13 protein-coding genes and 1 pseudogene are annotated in these 12,737 nt (G+C 62.2%); 3 read left to right on the top strand and 11 right to left on the bottom strand.

The window, feature by feature from the left end; translation table 11 throughout:
- Positions 1–4: 4 nt before the first annotated feature.
- From WM94_RS20630 to WM94_RS31180, 3 genes and pseudogenes are all read right to left on the bottom strand, one after another.
- Positions 5–1,351 (bottom strand): DUF6861 domain-containing protein, encoded by a 1,347-nt coding sequence (locus tag WM94_RS20630; RefSeq protein ID WP_061552011.1) that lies wholly within the window; start codon positions 1,349–1,351, stop codon positions 5–7.
- A gap of 226 nt (positions 1,352–1,577) precedes the next feature.
- Positions 1,578–1,988, bottom strand: a complete 411-nt coding sequence (locus WM94_RS31185) for a methyl-accepting chemotaxis protein (protein WP_371264036.1) — start codon at positions 1,986–1,988, stop codon at positions 1,578–1,580.
- Between the two features lie 129 nt (positions 1,989–2,117).
- Positions 2,118–2,804: pseudogene (locus WM94_RS31180) on the bottom strand (PAS domain-containing protein); the annotation flags it as partial.
- Between the two features lie 267 nt (positions 2,805–3,071).
- On the opposite strand from WM94_RS31180, the gene WM94_RS20620 reads away from it, so the two are divergent.
- Positions 3,072–4,262, top strand: coding sequence for a glycosyltransferase family 1 protein (locus WM94_RS20620; RefSeq protein WP_061552009.1), 1,191 nt, complete (start codon positions 3,072–3,074; stop codon positions 4,260–4,262).
- A gap of 128 nt (positions 4,263–4,390) precedes the next feature.
- Here the strand turns inward: WM94_RS20620 and WM94_RS20615 are convergent, their stop codons facing one another.
- Both WM94_RS20615 and WM94_RS20610 read right to left on the bottom strand, forming a co-directional pair.
- Entirely contained in the window at positions 4,391–4,873 is a 483-nt protein-coding gene (locus WM94_RS20615; RefSeq protein ID WP_015268966.1) for a glutathione peroxidase, read from the bottom strand.
- A gap of 145 nt (positions 4,874–5,018) precedes the next feature.
- Complete coding sequence (locus WM94_RS20610) at positions 5,019–5,504, bottom strand: peptidylprolyl isomerase (protein WP_003259610.1); 486 nt, start codon at positions 5,502–5,504, stop codon at positions 5,019–5,021.
- On the opposite strand from WM94_RS20610, the gene WM94_RS20605 reads away from it, so the two are divergent.
- A complete protein-coding gene (locus tag WM94_RS20605) occupies positions 5,503–5,805 on the top strand; it encodes a DUF3565 domain-containing protein (RefSeq protein ID WP_015268965.1) in 303 nt (100 codons plus the stop codon). The genes WM94_RS20610 and WM94_RS20605 overlap by 2 nt on opposite strands.
- A 31-nt stretch (positions 5,806–5,836) precedes the next feature.
- Positions 5,837–7,924 carry a phosphate acetyltransferase gene (pta, locus tag WM94_RS20600; RefSeq protein ID WP_061552008.1) on the top strand — a complete coding sequence of 696 codons (2,088 nt, stop codon included), beginning with the start codon at positions 5,837–5,839 and terminating at the stop codon, positions 7,922–7,924.
- Positions 7,925–8,059: 135 nt separating this feature from the next.
- Here pta and WM94_RS20595 read toward each other — a convergent pair whose 3' ends face one another.
- The 6 genes from WM94_RS20595 to WM94_RS20570 all read right to left on the bottom strand — a co-directional run bounded on the left by WM94_RS20595 (position 8,060) and on the right by WM94_RS20570 (position 12,629).
- Positions 8,060–8,770, bottom strand: coding sequence for an OmpA family protein (locus tag WM94_RS20595; protein ID WP_015268963.1), 711 nt, complete (start codon positions 8,768–8,770; stop codon positions 8,060–8,062).
- Between the two features lie 108 nt (positions 8,771–8,878).
- Positions 8,879–9,523: an MBL fold metallo-hydrolase gene (locus WM94_RS20590; protein WP_013970945.1), complete on the bottom strand. Its 645-nt coding sequence runs from the start codon at positions 9,521–9,523 to the stop codon at positions 8,879–8,881.
- An 18-nt stretch (positions 9,524–9,541) separates the two neighbouring features.
- Entirely contained in the window at positions 9,542–9,889 is a 348-nt protein-coding gene (locus WM94_RS20585) for a type II toxin-antitoxin system ChpB family toxin (protein WP_061552007.1), read from the bottom strand.
- Complete coding sequence (locus WM94_RS20580; RefSeq protein WP_003259615.1) at positions 9,886–10,164, bottom strand: AbrB/MazE/SpoVT family DNA-binding domain-containing protein; 279 nt, start codon at positions 10,162–10,164, stop codon at positions 9,886–9,888. Before WM94_RS20580 ends, WM94_RS20585 begins: the two co-directional genes overlap by 4 nt.
- Positions 10,165–10,332: 168 nt before the next feature.
- Entirely contained in the window at positions 10,333–11,025 is a 693-nt protein-coding gene (locus WM94_RS20575; RefSeq protein WP_061552006.1) for a sensor histidine kinase KdpD, read from the bottom strand.
- Positions 11,022–12,629, bottom strand: a complete 1,608-nt coding sequence (locus WM94_RS20570) for a tetratricopeptide repeat-containing response regulator (protein WP_015268960.1) — start codon at positions 12,627–12,629, stop codon at positions 11,022–11,024. The genes WM94_RS20575 and WM94_RS20570 overlap by 4 nt, the downstream gene beginning before the upstream one ends.
- Between the last annotated feature and the right edge of the window lie 108 nt (positions 12,630–12,737).

Genomic DNA, 12,737 nt, shown 5'->3' with positions numbered 1-12,737 from the left:
ACTATTAGCATTTATGCAACCTGACATTCAAAAGGCTTGATGCACCACCCGATCTGGATAGCTCTTCAGCGGCTTGCTTTAATCCTCCCACTCTATTTTTCCACTGCGGACCTATAGTAGAGTTGACTTGTCTGTCGCCGAAGTCAGAAATAGCGTCCCGACCACCCGCGCTCAAATCTGGATTATGCAATGCCGCAAGCGATGACATGGTTTCCTTTGCTTGCTTCACTGAAAGCTTTTTAGCTTCAATAGGGCTCATACTTTTCATCAAATCTTTCTGAATTCTATCTTTCAATTTATCATACAGTTTCTTCCTTGCTTTCCTGGCAATGTTCGGATCCCGCTTGACTGGATGAGTAAGATTTTCAAGAAACTCTTCAACCGTAAGCCGGTTTAGCCCATCCTGCTGTCCCTTCAACTGCCGTTCAAACTCGCCATGCTTGGATACTGGCAATTTGTCTACCTTGAAGCACGCCACGGTATGCAACGGCATGCTACCGGGCTTCCCTGTCGAGGGCTCCTTGTCTTTCCCAGCCGGCCGATCAGGCTGCATCGGTTGCGGCTCACCCACCGCCCCCTTGCGCCGCTCCGGCACCTGCAGGTCCGGCCGTTTCTTCAACCCTTCTTCATGCTTGAGCATCCATTGCCCCAGCCGCGCACCTTTGCGGCTGGCCGCCATCTCCTGGGCCAGCACCCGGGCATCGCCGCGGCCGCGGGTGAGGTACGACACGATCGCCCCCAACAACAGCAGCACGACTTCCACATGGCCTTGGGCAATCTGATGCGTGGCCCGGGATATCGCATAGGGGTCGTCCCGGCAGAACGGGCCCGAGCCTTCATTGCCGCAGGTGCCTTCCCAGGCGAAGCGAATGCCGTCGACGTAGTACTCGCCGATACGCGGCAAGCCCTCGATGAAGAACTCGGCGATGGAGGCCAGCCCCAGCGCGCCGAGGATCCAGCCACTGACCTTGAGGCCCATGGCCGCGCCCGCGCCGGCGAACGGAATGGTTCCGGCGCCGCCGGCGAATGCGCCAACCCCCGCGCCAAGCAGGCCACCGGTAATGGTGCTGCCGGCGACGATCATCGCCATCTGCCGCACGACCATCAGCAGTTCGTCGACGATACTGTTGATGTCGAGGTCGGCGAAGCGCTGGCGCAGCATGTGCGCCGCCTGCCATTCGGCGTGGTAGAAGGCTGTGCGGACGGCTTCGATCCGGCGCAGGTTGAGGCCCAGCGAGGCGACCTCTTCATTGAGGCTGGTGCGGAACTGGCCACCGCTTTGGTAGCCCACCATGGCGATGACACGTGACTCGATCTCGTGCCAGGAAGGCACGAGGTAATCCAGGTACATGAGGTGTCTCCCTGACAGCGTGTGCAGGGGGAAATCCCATCATGGATTCGGATCGGAGGTTTCTGAGTCAGTTGTAGGAAAATGCGACTTCTTTTACAGCAGGTTCAGCGAAGTTGAGATGTTCGGCCGGCAACATGGACAAGGTTGGGGATCTTTGTCGTGCCTGAGATCGAGCCCCATCTGGGCGGGGGCTCGACTGCATAGGCGCTACAAACCTCAGGCCATATCAAAGACTCAACTGGCTGGAAAACTGCCCCACCACATCCACCACCCGCTTCGCACCATCCTGAATCTCGACGATCACGCTCCCTGTCTCGTCCGCCAGTGCCAGGCCCTGCTCGGCCTGGCGCTTGCTGGTGTCGATGATCGCCACTGCCGCTTGGGCCAGTTGCTCGTTCTGCTGTACCACGCGGGCGATTTCCTCGGTGGCGGTGCTGGTGCGCGAGGCCAGTTGGCGCACTTCATCGGCAACCACGGCAAACCCACGCCCCTGTTCGCCAGCGCGGGCCGCTTCGATGGCCGCGTTCAGCGCCAGCAGGTTGGTCTGCCCGGCAATGTCGCTGATGGTCTTGATGATCGAGCCGATCACCCGCGACTGGGTATCCAGTGCCTGGATACCCTCTGCCGCCTCTTGCATCGACGCTTCCAGCCCGCGCATCACGCTGACGCTCTGGGTGACCACATCGGTAGCCTTGCGGGCACTGGCATCGGTACCCAGCGAGGTGTTGTAGGCGACATCCGCCGCCTCGGCCACCGCCTGCTCCTGGTTGACCTGATCGGTGATGACGGTGGCGAACTTCACCACCTTGTACAGCACGTCATGGGCATCAAAAATCGGGTTGTATGAAGCTTCCAGCCAGACTACCCGGCCGTGGGCATCGATACGCTTGAAGCGCTCGGCAACGTACTCGCCACGGCGCAGCTTGTCCCAGAACGCCTGGTAGCCGGCCGAGTTGGCCTCCTCCGGCTCGCAGAAGATGCGGTGATGCTTGCCACGGATCTGCTCCAGGCGGTAACCGACAGCGCCCAGGAACCGGTCGTTGGCAGTGAGGATGGTGCCATCGAGATCGAACTCGATCACCGCGGTGGAGCGCATCAGGGCCTTGATCAGGCTTTCGTGCTCGCGGGAGGTCTCGATGGTGCGGGTAAGGTCGCTGGAATGCAGCGTGAAATACTTGATGCGCCCCTCGCTGTTCTTGACCGGCTGCAGGATCGAACGTAGCCAGGCTTCCTGGCCATTGCCACGCAGCAGGCGGAATGCACCGTTCAGGTGTTCACCGCGGCTGATTGCGCCCTTCATGCGCTGGTGGAAATCCAGCGTCTTCACATGGGCGGGGACGATGTCCTCGATATTGCGCCCAAGCAATTGTTCGCCACGGTAAAGCATCTCGCTCTCGAAGTTGGCATTGACCATCTCGATCCGTCCCTGAGGGTCGAGTTGAAGTACCAGCATCTCGCTGTCGAGGCTATTCTTGACCTGTTCTATGGACATCAGGTCTTCGCGAAGCTGCCGGATTTCTTGCTTGAGCTTGTTGTTGAACATCACCGCTCTCCTGGAGCGAATCGGGTAGTCGAATGCATCTTCATCGGCTGCCGATGCCCCCGCTTGAGTGCCCTGCAATGAAATATTCACGTGGACATACGCGTCGGCGAGCAGGCGTCATCTTTACGTCACATCGCAGTCACATTGGCGCAATCCAGCAGGCGGAAACTTTTTGTCATGAATACACCCGCCCTACGCATTTCCCTGGTCAGCGAAACCTTCCCACCCGAGATCAACGGCGTGGCCAATACCCTTGGCCGCCTCAGCGAGGGGTTGCGCCAACGCGGCCATGAGATCGAAGTGGTGCGCCCACGCCAGGCCGGAGAAGCACCGCGGCACAGCGACCCGAACCTGATGCTGTGCCGTGGCTGGCCACTGCCTGGCTACCCGGGCTTGCAGTGGGGCGAGGTTTCGATGCACAAGCTGTTGCGCCGCTGGCGTCGACAGCGCCCGGATGTGCTGTACATCGCCACCGAGGGGCCGCTTGGGCTCAGTGCACTGCGCGCGGCCCGGCGCCTCGGGGTTGCTGTGGTCAGTGGCTTCCACACCAACTTCCCGCAGTATTCCGGCCAGTACGGGCTGGGCCTGCTGACGCGCCTGCTTACCAACTACCTGCGCTGGTTCCATCGGCGCACGACAATCACCCTGGTACCCAGCCTCAGTCAGCGCCTGGAGCTCGAACGCCGTGGCTTCGAACGCCTGGAACTGCTGGCCCGAGGGGTCGATGCCTGCCTGTTCAACCCGGCCCGGCGCAGCCCCGCATTACGGGAAAGCTGGGGGCTCGGCCCGGACGACATCGCCGTACTGCATGTCGGGCGGCTGGCGGCAGAAAAGAACCTGGGTTTGCTGCGCCCAAGCCTGGAGGCACTGCAGAAAACTTATCCACACAAACGCCTGCGCCTGATCATGGTGGGTGACGGCCCGCAGCGTGCCGCCCTCGAACAGCAGGTACCGGATGCCATGTTCTGCGGCGCCCAGCGTGGCGAGGTGCTGGCCGAACACTATGCCAGCGGTGACCTGTTCCTGTTTCCGAGCCTGACCGAAACCTTTGGCAATGTGGTACTCGAAGCCATGGCCTCGGGGTTGGCGGTGGTCGCCTATGACGAGGCGGCCGCCGCGCAGCATATTCGCCATGGTCATAGCGGTGCGCTGGCCATGCCGGGGGACCAGGCGGCGTTCATCGATGCAGCCTGCTGGCTGCTGGAGGAAGAAGAGACGTTACGGCGGGTGCGCCTGAATGCGCGAAAGCATGCCAGCCACCAGGGATGGCCAGGGATTGTCGAGCAGTTTGAGGGGTATCTGCATGCAGCCCGGAACCAGGCTGCGACTTCGCCAGCTTCGAGGCTAGGTGCTACGCGATCTGTGTAGGAGCGGCCTTGTGCCGCGAATGGGCCGCAGCGCGGCCCACGATGGCTGCCATGATGCCGAATGCCTGGGGCCGCTTCGCGGCCCATTCGCGGCACAAGGCCGCTCCTACAGAGACCGAGTCAGGCGCTTCAGGCCAAGGCTTTCTCGATAGCCTGCACCACCGCAGGATCATCCGGCGCAGTGCGCGGCGAAAAACGCGCCAGCACCCGCCCGTCCTTGCCCACCAGGAACTTCTCGAAGTTCCAGGTAATGTCGCCCGGGAACTCCGCCCCCTCACCCGCCAGCAATCGGTACAGTGAATGGCGCTGCGGCCCGTTGACCTCCAGCTTGGCACCCAGCGGGAAGCTCACCCCGTAGTTGAGGCTGCAGAACTCCTGGATTTCCTTTTCGCTGCCAGGCTCCTGCCCGGCAAACTGGTTGCACGGCAGGCCAAGCACGTTGAAGCCCTTGTCCTTGTAATTCTGGTAGAGGTTCTCCAGGGCCTTGTATTGCGGCGTGAGACCACACTTGGAGGCAACGTTGACCACCAGCACCACTTGGCCCTTGAACGGTGCGAGGGGCAGCTCCCCGCCGTTCAACGCGTCCAGTTTCAGGTCGTGAAAAGCACTCATGATGAATCCCCTCTCAGGTTCCCGGTTGCCGCGCAGGCGAATTACGCCCACTAAAAAGGCGCTCGTCCAAACCGTCCACCTCCCGTAGGAAGGCAAATCGGCTTGCCCGAGCGCCTGGCGACTTTCTGAGCTTAGCGCAGAAAAATCAGTGGTGATGGCCACCTTCACCGTGGATGTGGCGGTGAGCGATTTCTTCGTCGCTGGCATCACGAACGTTGACCACCTTGACCTGGAAGGTCAGACGCTGGCCGGCCAGCGGGTGGTTGCCGTCGACAGTCACGTCGTCGCCGTCGATGTCGCGGATGGTGACGATCTGCATCTGGCCATCCGGCGCCGAAGCGTGGAACTGCATGCCCACTTCCAGTTCGTCGACACCTTCGAACAGGCTGCGGTTCAGGGTGCTGACCAGCTCGGCCAGGTATTCGCCGTAGGCATCTTCCGGCTCGATGGAAACGTTCAGCTCGTCACCGGCCTGCTTGCCTTCCAGGGCTTTTTCCAAGCCCGGGATGATGTTGCCGGCACCGTGCAGGTAAACCAGCGGTGCACCGCCGGCGGAGCTGTCGATGGTCTCCCCGGCGTCGTTGGTCAGGGTATAGTCGATGGAGACAGCCTTGTTGGCGGCGATCAGCATGGGGCAAGACCTTTTGCAAAAGTATGTAGAGCGGACAAGTGTAACCAAGCCATCGCCCGATTGCGAACGCACCGCGGACGAGCAACGGCCCATCAGTCGGATCACCGGCTTCCACCAGGACGAAGAGGGCCACTGGGTGGCCGAGCTGTCCTGCGGCCACACCCAGCACCTGCGCCACCAGCCGCCGTGGCAGGCGCGCCCCTGGGTGCTCGACCCGGCCCAACGCGCGCAGCGCATCGGCCAGCCTTTCGCTTGCGGCTGGTGCGCACAAGGGGCCGATAGCGCTACCCTTGGCCGTTAATTTCTTGCACCGCTTATTTCGAGAAGCACGCATGCAGACATTTTTCATTGCGCCGACCGATTTCGGTGTCGGCCTGACTTCCATCAGCCTGGGTCTGGTGCGCACCCTGGAGCGGGCCGGCCTGAAGGTCGGCTTCTTCAAGCCGATCGCCCAGCCTCACCCGGGTGACACCGGCCCCGAGCGCTCCACCGAGCTGGTTGCCCGTACCCACGGCATCAAGCCCCCTGTGCCGCTGAGCCTGGCCCATGTCGAGCGCATGCTCGGCGATGGCCAGCTGGACGAGTTGCTCGAAGAAATCATCCGCCTTTACCAGCAAGCCTGCATCGGCAACGACGTGGTGGTGGTCGAGGGCATGGTGCCCACGCGCCACGCCAGCTATGCGGCGCGGGTCAACCTGCACCTGGCCAAGAGCCTGGATGCCGAGGTGATACTGGTATCGGCGCCGGAAAACGAAGTGCTCAGCGAATTGTCCGGCCGGGTCGAACTGCAGGCCCAGCTTTTCGGCGGCCCGCGCGACCCGAAGGTGCTCGGGGTAATCCTCAACAAGGTGCGCACCGACGAAAGCATGGCGGACTTTTCCACCCGCCTGCGCGAGCACTCGCCACTACTGCGCGGCAACGACTTCCGCCTGCTGGGCTGCATCCCCTACCAGCCTGAACTGAACGCCCCGCGCACCCGCGATGTGGCCGACCTGCTCGGTGCCCAGGTGCTCAATGCCGGCGACTATGAACAGCGGCGCATGAGCAAGATCATCATCTGCGCGCGTACCGTTGCCAACACGGTGCCACTGCTCACCTCGGGTACCCTGGTGGTGACACCGGGCGACCGCGACGACATCATCCTCGCCGTCAGCCTGGCGGCGATCAACGGCGTCCCGCTGGCCGGCCTGCTGCTGACCAGCGACAGCAAACCTGACGCGCGTATCCTTGGTCTGTGCCGTGGTGCCCTGCAGGCCGGCCTGCCGATCCTTTCGGTCAGTACCGGCTCGTACGACACCGCCAACCAGCTCAACTCGCTGAACCGCGAGATACCGGTGGACGACCGCGAGCGCGCCGAATTCATCACCGACTTCGTCGCCAGCCACCTCGACGCCGCCTGGCTGCACCAGCGTTGCGGCACGCCGCGTGAATTGCGCCTGTCGCCAGCCGTGTTCCGCTACCAGTTGATCCAGCGGGCGCAGCAGGCCAACAAGCGCATCGTCCTGCCGGAAGGCGCCGAGCCGCTGCTGGTGCAGGCAGCGGCCATCTGCCAGGCCCGCGGCATTGCCCGCTGCGTGCTACTGGCCAAGCCCGAGGATGTCGACGCCGTGGCCCGCGCCCAGGGCATCACCTTGCCGCCGGGCCTGGAAATCCTGGACCCCGAGGTAATTCGCGGGCGCTATGTAGAGCCGATGGTCGAGCTGCGCAAGAGCAAGAACCTCAATGCACCAATGGCCGAGCAGCAACTGGAGGATCCGGTGGTGATCGGTACCATGATGCTGGCTCTGGACGAAGTGGACGGCCTGGTCTCGGGCCTGGTGCACTCCACCGCCAACACCATCCGCCCGGCACTGCAACTGATCAAGACCGCACCGGGCTCGAGCCTGGTGTCGTCGGTGTTCTTCATGCTGTTCCCCGAGCAGGTGCTGGTGTACGGCGACTGCGTGATGAACCCGCACCCGAGTGCTGTCGAACTGGCCGAGATCGCCCGGCAGAGTGCCGAATCGGCGCAGGCCTTCGGCATCGCGCCACGGGTGGCGATGATCAGTTATTCAAGCGATTCGGCCAGCGACGAGGAAGTCGAGAAAGTGCGCGAAGCGACCCGCCTGGCACAAGGCGCGGCGCAAGAGCTGCTGATCGACGGGCCGTTGCAGTATGACGCGGCGGCCAACCCGGCGATTGCACGGGACCTGGCGCCGGGCAGCCCGGTAGCCGGGCGGGCGACGGTATTCGTGTTCCCTGACCTGAATACCGGCAACACGACCCACAAGGCGGTGCAACGCAGCACCGACGGGGTCAGCCTGGGGCCGATGCTGCAAGGGTTGCGCAAGCCGGTGAACGACTTGCCGCGCGGGGCTCAGGTTGACGATATCGTGCATACCATTGCCCTGACGGCGATCCAGGCCAGCGTGGGGGGCTAAAAGCTGGGGCTGCTTTGCAGCCCATCGCCGGCAAGCCAGCTCCCACAGGATTTGCATAGCCCTTGAGCCTTGTGCAGTACCTGTGGGAGCTGGCTTGCCGGCGATAGGCCGCAAAGCGGCCCCAGGATTGATGCCTTACTGCTGAACCTGCCCCTGGTCATACTGCTGACCCGGAATCGGCTTCAGGTTCACTTCCACACGGCGGTTCTGCGCACGGCCATTGGCGTCGGCGTTGCTGGCGATCGGCTGGTCAGGGCCCATGCCACGTACAGTGATACGCGAGGCATCCACACCCTGCGAGGTCAGGTAGGTGCTGACCGCCTGCGCACGGCGCTGGGACAGGTCCATGTTGTGCTGGCGGCTGCCAGTGCTGTCGGTGAAGCCGACCACTTCGATGGTGTTCTGGTTGAACTGCTTGAACGAGCCAGCCAGGTTGTTCAGCGGCGAGTAGAAGCTTGGCGCGATGTTGGCCGAGTCGGTTGCGAAGGTGATGTTGCCCGGCATGATCAGCTTGATCTGGTCACCCTGGCGCTGAACTTCCACACCGGTATTGGCCATTTGCGCGCGCAATTCGGCTTCCTGCTTGTCGGCGTAGTAGCCATAACCGGCTGCAGCGGCACCCACGGCAGCAGCGCCGATCAGTGCGCCCTTGCCACGGTTGTTGTGGTCGATGGCGGCACCGGCGATAGCACCGGCCAGCGCGCCCAGGCCGCCGTATTTGGCAGTTTTGCTCATCCCGGTGGAGCCCTGCGCCTGCCCTTGGCTGTCATAAGGGTTCTGGCCGGCACAGCCGGTCATCAGGGCAGCGGCGGTTGCGACGATAATCAGACGACGCATGGTGAACATGGACAAGCTCCTACTGAATTCATGAATGCGACAGATCATAAAGGGATCTATGCCAGCCTTGGATTGCATCGGCGCCGAAAAATTCCGTGAAAGTGCCTTCATGTGCCATCAGGCACGCACAAAGGGGTTCTCGCGCATTTCGTCACCCAGGCGGGTATCAGGCCCGTGGCCGGTCACCACGATGGCCTCCTCGTCCAGCCGGTACAGCCGCTCCCTGATGGAACGGACGATGGCCCGCTGGTCGCCACCCCACAAATCGGTACGGCCAATGCCCCGGCGGAACAGGGTATCGCCGGCGATCAGCAGCTTGGCGTCGGCAAACCAGAAGCTCATCGAGCCTGGCGTGTGGCCTGGCGTATGCAAGGCCACTCCACATCCACAGGCCAGCTCCTCGTCATCCCCCAGCCAGCGGTCTGGCGCGGGTACCGGAGTGTAGGGCACGCCGAACATCTGGCACTGCATTTCCAGGTTGTCCCACAGCGACTGGTCGTCCTTGTGCAGGTGCAGCGTGGCGCCGGTCAGCTCCTTGAGCTTGCCCGAGGCGAGGAAGTGATCGAAGTGCGCGTGGGTGTGGATGATGCTCACCAGCGTCAGCCCGTGGGCCTGCAGGCGGGCCAGGATCTTGTCCGGGTCACCGCCCGGGTCGACGACGATGGCCTTTTTGGTCAGCGGGTCGCCGATCAGGGTGCAGTTGCACTGCAGGGGGCCTACGGGGAAGGTTTCGCGGATGAGCGCTGACGATGGATTCTGCATAGGGAATACGGGAACCGGTTAATCGAAGAGGGTCTGTACGCGAGCCAGTGCATCAAGGATGACGACCTCGGGTACCGACTCTATGCGTTTGGCAAATCTGGCTTCAAGGTCGACTGTGCGCACCTGATTGCAGAGCATCACGCCCTGAGTCTGCGTACCCGCACCGCTGAGCGTGACGGCGAAACCCGCATGCCTGGCAAAATCGCCACCTTGAGTGATCGGCACTACCACAGCCAGGCCTGACGCATTGAACGCAGCGGGAGTGAGCACCAGCGCAGGTCGCCCGGCACCCTGCTGCTCCCGTCCAACAGTCGGATCGAGATTGATGCAGACGATATCGCCCCTGGCGAACTTCACCCGTTTCACACTTCACGCCCTACTGGTGGCATCGCGTTCCAGTCGGCCATGTCCTCTGGCTCCGGTGCATCCAGATCGCACTGAGCCATCAGCTCTTCAAGGGTGTATTTGGGTTTCGACCTGACGGGTTTGAGCACCATGGTCTCACCCGCGGTATCCAGGCTCAAGGTAGAGCCGACTCCGAGACGCATCTGCTTGAGCACTGCAGCCGGCAAGCGAATCGCGGCGCTGTTACCCCACTGTTGAATCTTGATCTGCATGAGTATCTCCCAAGGTAGATACATAGTAGAAACCCTCCAAATGATTGCAAGCGAAATGTAGAGACGTCGTATCTACACTGTCATTTGCCCGGTATGGACAAAAGCCCTGCAACCTCAAGAAGGAAATGCCCTACATCACCTTGGGAACCTACTTTCCAGCTGCAAAAATTTGAAACGCAATCCTTGTCAGTTTCAAGGCAAAAACAACCTGAACAACCCACCCCCAAGCGCGCCGCCATTGGAGATCTCGATCCGCCCGCGCACCCCGCCGCTTTCATGCAGTGCCGCGATCCGCGCCGCAAAATACAGGCCAAGGCCGGTACTGCCGCTGGTCGAGTCGATACCCTGGATGAATTCTTCCTGGCGTTCGAGCATCCGCTGTGGATAACCCGGGCCGTCATCGTTGACGCAAATGGCCAACTGGTTGTCTGCCTCTTCGATGGTGATCAGCAAGGCATGCGCGGCGAAGCGGGTGGCGTTGGTGATCACGTTGGCGATCACCGAGGCCACCAGCTCGCGGTCGAAGAAGCCCAGCGGGTTGTCGGTGTCGATGCGCCAGGTGGCAAGGATGTCCTTGTGCTTGAGCACTTCCTCGTGTGCCGCCAGCTGGGCTTCGATGAAATCGTCCAGTTCGTGGTAGTCCGGGCACACCGGCAACTGGTTCACGCCCAGTTTGTACAACCCCAGCAACTGCACCAGCATGCCGTTGAGGTGGCGAAACTCATGCTCCATCACCCCTTGCTCGGCACCACCGCGCAGTTCCTCGGGCAAGCGCTGCATCCACTGGTTGTGGGACTGGATCAGCGCCGACAGGGAGTTCTTCAGGTCGTGCACGGTGGAGGCGATCACCGTGGAAAAATCCAGCCCCAGGTTGTCTTGATTCATGCGCCGAACACTCGGATGTGCAGTTTGCGGTAGCGGTCGTAGCGGTTGTCGCTGGCGGGGATGCCGGCCACGCTGGTCAGGGCGTCGCGGCACTCCTGCATGATCGCGGGCTGAGGGTTGTCTCCGCCGATGCGCAGCAGCGCCTGGGCAGTGTTGAGGGCGATGCTGATGTTCTTCGGCTGCAAACCCAGCGCCTTGCGGAACAGCTGCAATGCCTCGCCGAGCTGCCCTCCCTGGTAACTGCGCACACCCTGGCGATTGAGGGTGACAGCTTCGGTAATGGCGTTGAGCACGCTGGGGTCGTCCGTCAGCTTGCCGACCCTCTCCATGACCTTGGGGTCGTCGCCATAACTTTCCACACAGCTCTTCAGCACGCCGATGGCAGCAGCTTCCTGCCCCATCGCCTGCAACTGCACGGCAACGGTCAGAGCCGAATCGACCGAGAAGAACTGGTTCATCTTGTCCAGACGCTGGATCGCCTGTTCGGTCAGCTTTGCAGCCGTTTCGGGATCGCCGGCCTGCTGCAGGCTGGCGGCCTTCATCATGCGGGCACGCACCTGCAGGCCTTGGTCCTCGGGGTTTTCCTTGGCCACTTCGCTGAGTGTGCTGTTGATCTCGACCCGTGTGCGCGCATCCAGGCCAAAACCGGCATTCCTGCTCATCAGCGCCTGCACCAGGCCCAGGTTGTTCTCGGCGTCCTTGTAGCGCGAGCTCTGGCCCTGATTCACCGCATGGCGAAATGCCTTCGAGGCACTCTCGAAGTCTTCGTTTTCCAACGCCAGCTTGCCCAGCGTCGACTGCCGGCGCACCGACAGCGGCGACAGGCGCACGGCTTCTTCAAGCATGTTCTGCGCACGCCTGGTTTCGCCTTGGGCCACCAGCACCTCGGCCATGCCATCGTACAGGCCCGGCATGATCGGGAAGGCCTTGAGCGCCTGCTCGTACACGCCCTGGGCCTGGGCATTCTGGCCACGCTTGTGCATCAGGCTGCCCAACGCCGAGTAGGCCCATGGCTGCGGGCGGCTGGCCAGGATGGCCTTGAGGAACTTCTCCAGTTCCTCGAAGCGGTTGAGGTTGCGCAAGGCATCTGCCCGATAGCGCAGGCACAGCGGGGCCAGGCGTGGGTCGCGCTTGCACAGCTCGGCGCAGGCAGCCAGCACTTCGGCCGGGCGATTGCGGTCCAGGGCCTGCAGGATCGGCTTGAGCAGGGTCTTGCGCTGGTACAGTTTCTCGACACGCTGGGCCAGGCCAACTCGGTTGAACGGCTTGGTCAAATAGGCATCAGGCTCGTGCTCGATGGCGCTGAGGACAATGGCCTGGCTGCTCTCGGCCGTGACCATGATGAATATGCACTCATGGCTGATGTGCTTGTCGAGGATAAGGTCTTCGAGCACCTGCTGGCCGTTCTTCTTGCCGTCGCCCAGGTGGAAGTCCTGCAGGATGACGTCATAGCGCTTTTGCGCGCACATGCGCAGCGCCTGCTCGCCGCTGTCGGCGGTGTCCACATCACGCACGCCCAGTTCGCGCAGCATGGAACGGGTCGACGTACGAAAGTCGGTAAAGTCGTCGACGATCAGAAAGCTCTTTTGCCCGTACTGCAGCATCAACACGACCTGCCTTGGAATGATTGAAAAATCGCGCGAGGCGATGCCACCGATAGCTGTATCGGCAGCTGGTCGGGAAAGATGAGGGTAGAGCACTGGCGGCCACGA

It is taken from the genome of Pseudomonas sp. ABFPK, from assembly GCF_001586765.1.
GTDB classification, from domain to species: domain Bacteria; phylum Pseudomonadota; class Gammaproteobacteria; order Pseudomonadales; family Pseudomonadaceae; genus Aquipseudomonas; species Aquipseudomonas asiatica.
This window is presented reverse-complemented; position numbering and strand designations above follow the sequence as displayed.

Excerpts from the sequence above, each read along its gene's own strand:
- WM94_RS20630 (WP_061552011.1), bottom strand. The coding sequence starts at position 1,351 with ATGTACCTGGATTACCTCGTGCCTTCCTGGCACGAGATCGAGTCACGT.
- WM94_RS31185 (WP_371264036.1), bottom strand. The coding sequence starts at position 1,988 with ATGCAAGAGGCGGCAGAGGGTATCCAGGCACTGGATACCCAGTCGCGG.
- WM94_RS20620 (WP_061552009.1), top strand. The coding sequence starts at position 3,072 with ATGAATACACCCGCCCTACGCATTTCCCTGGTCAGCGAAACCTTCCCA.
- WM94_RS20615 (WP_015268966.1), bottom strand. The coding sequence starts at position 4,873 with ATGAGTGCTTTTCACGACCTGAAACTGGACGCGTTGAACGGCGGGGAG.
- WM94_RS20605 (WP_015268965.1), top strand. The coding sequence starts at position 5,503 with ATGGGGCAAGACCTTTTGCAAAAGTATGTAGAGCGGACAAGTGTAACC.
- WM94_RS20610 (WP_003259610.1), bottom strand. The coding sequence starts at position 5,504 with ATGCTGATCGCCGCCAACAAGGCTGTCTCCATCGACTATACCCTGACC.
- pta (WP_061552008.1), top strand. The coding sequence starts at position 5,837 with ATGCAGACATTTTTCATTGCGCCGACCGATTTCGGTGTCGGCCTGACT.
- WM94_RS20595 (WP_015268963.1), bottom strand. The coding sequence starts at position 8,770 with ATGTTCACCATGCGTCGTCTGATTATCGTCGCAACCGCCGCTGCCCTG.
- WM94_RS20590 (WP_013970945.1), bottom strand. The coding sequence starts at position 9,523 with ATGCAGAATCCATCGTCAGCGCTCATCCGCGAAACCTTCCCCGTAGGC.
- WM94_RS20580 (WP_003259615.1), bottom strand. The coding sequence starts at position 10,164 with ATGTATCTACCTTGGGAGATACTCATGCAGATCAAGATTCAACAGTGG.
- WM94_RS20575 (WP_061552006.1), bottom strand. The coding sequence starts at position 11,025 with ATGAATCAAGACAACCTGGGGCTGGATTTTTCCACGGTGATCGCCTCC.
- WM94_RS20570 (WP_015268960.1), bottom strand. The coding sequence starts at position 12,629 with ATGCTGCAGTACGGGCAAAAGAGCTTTCTGATCGTCGACGACTTTACC.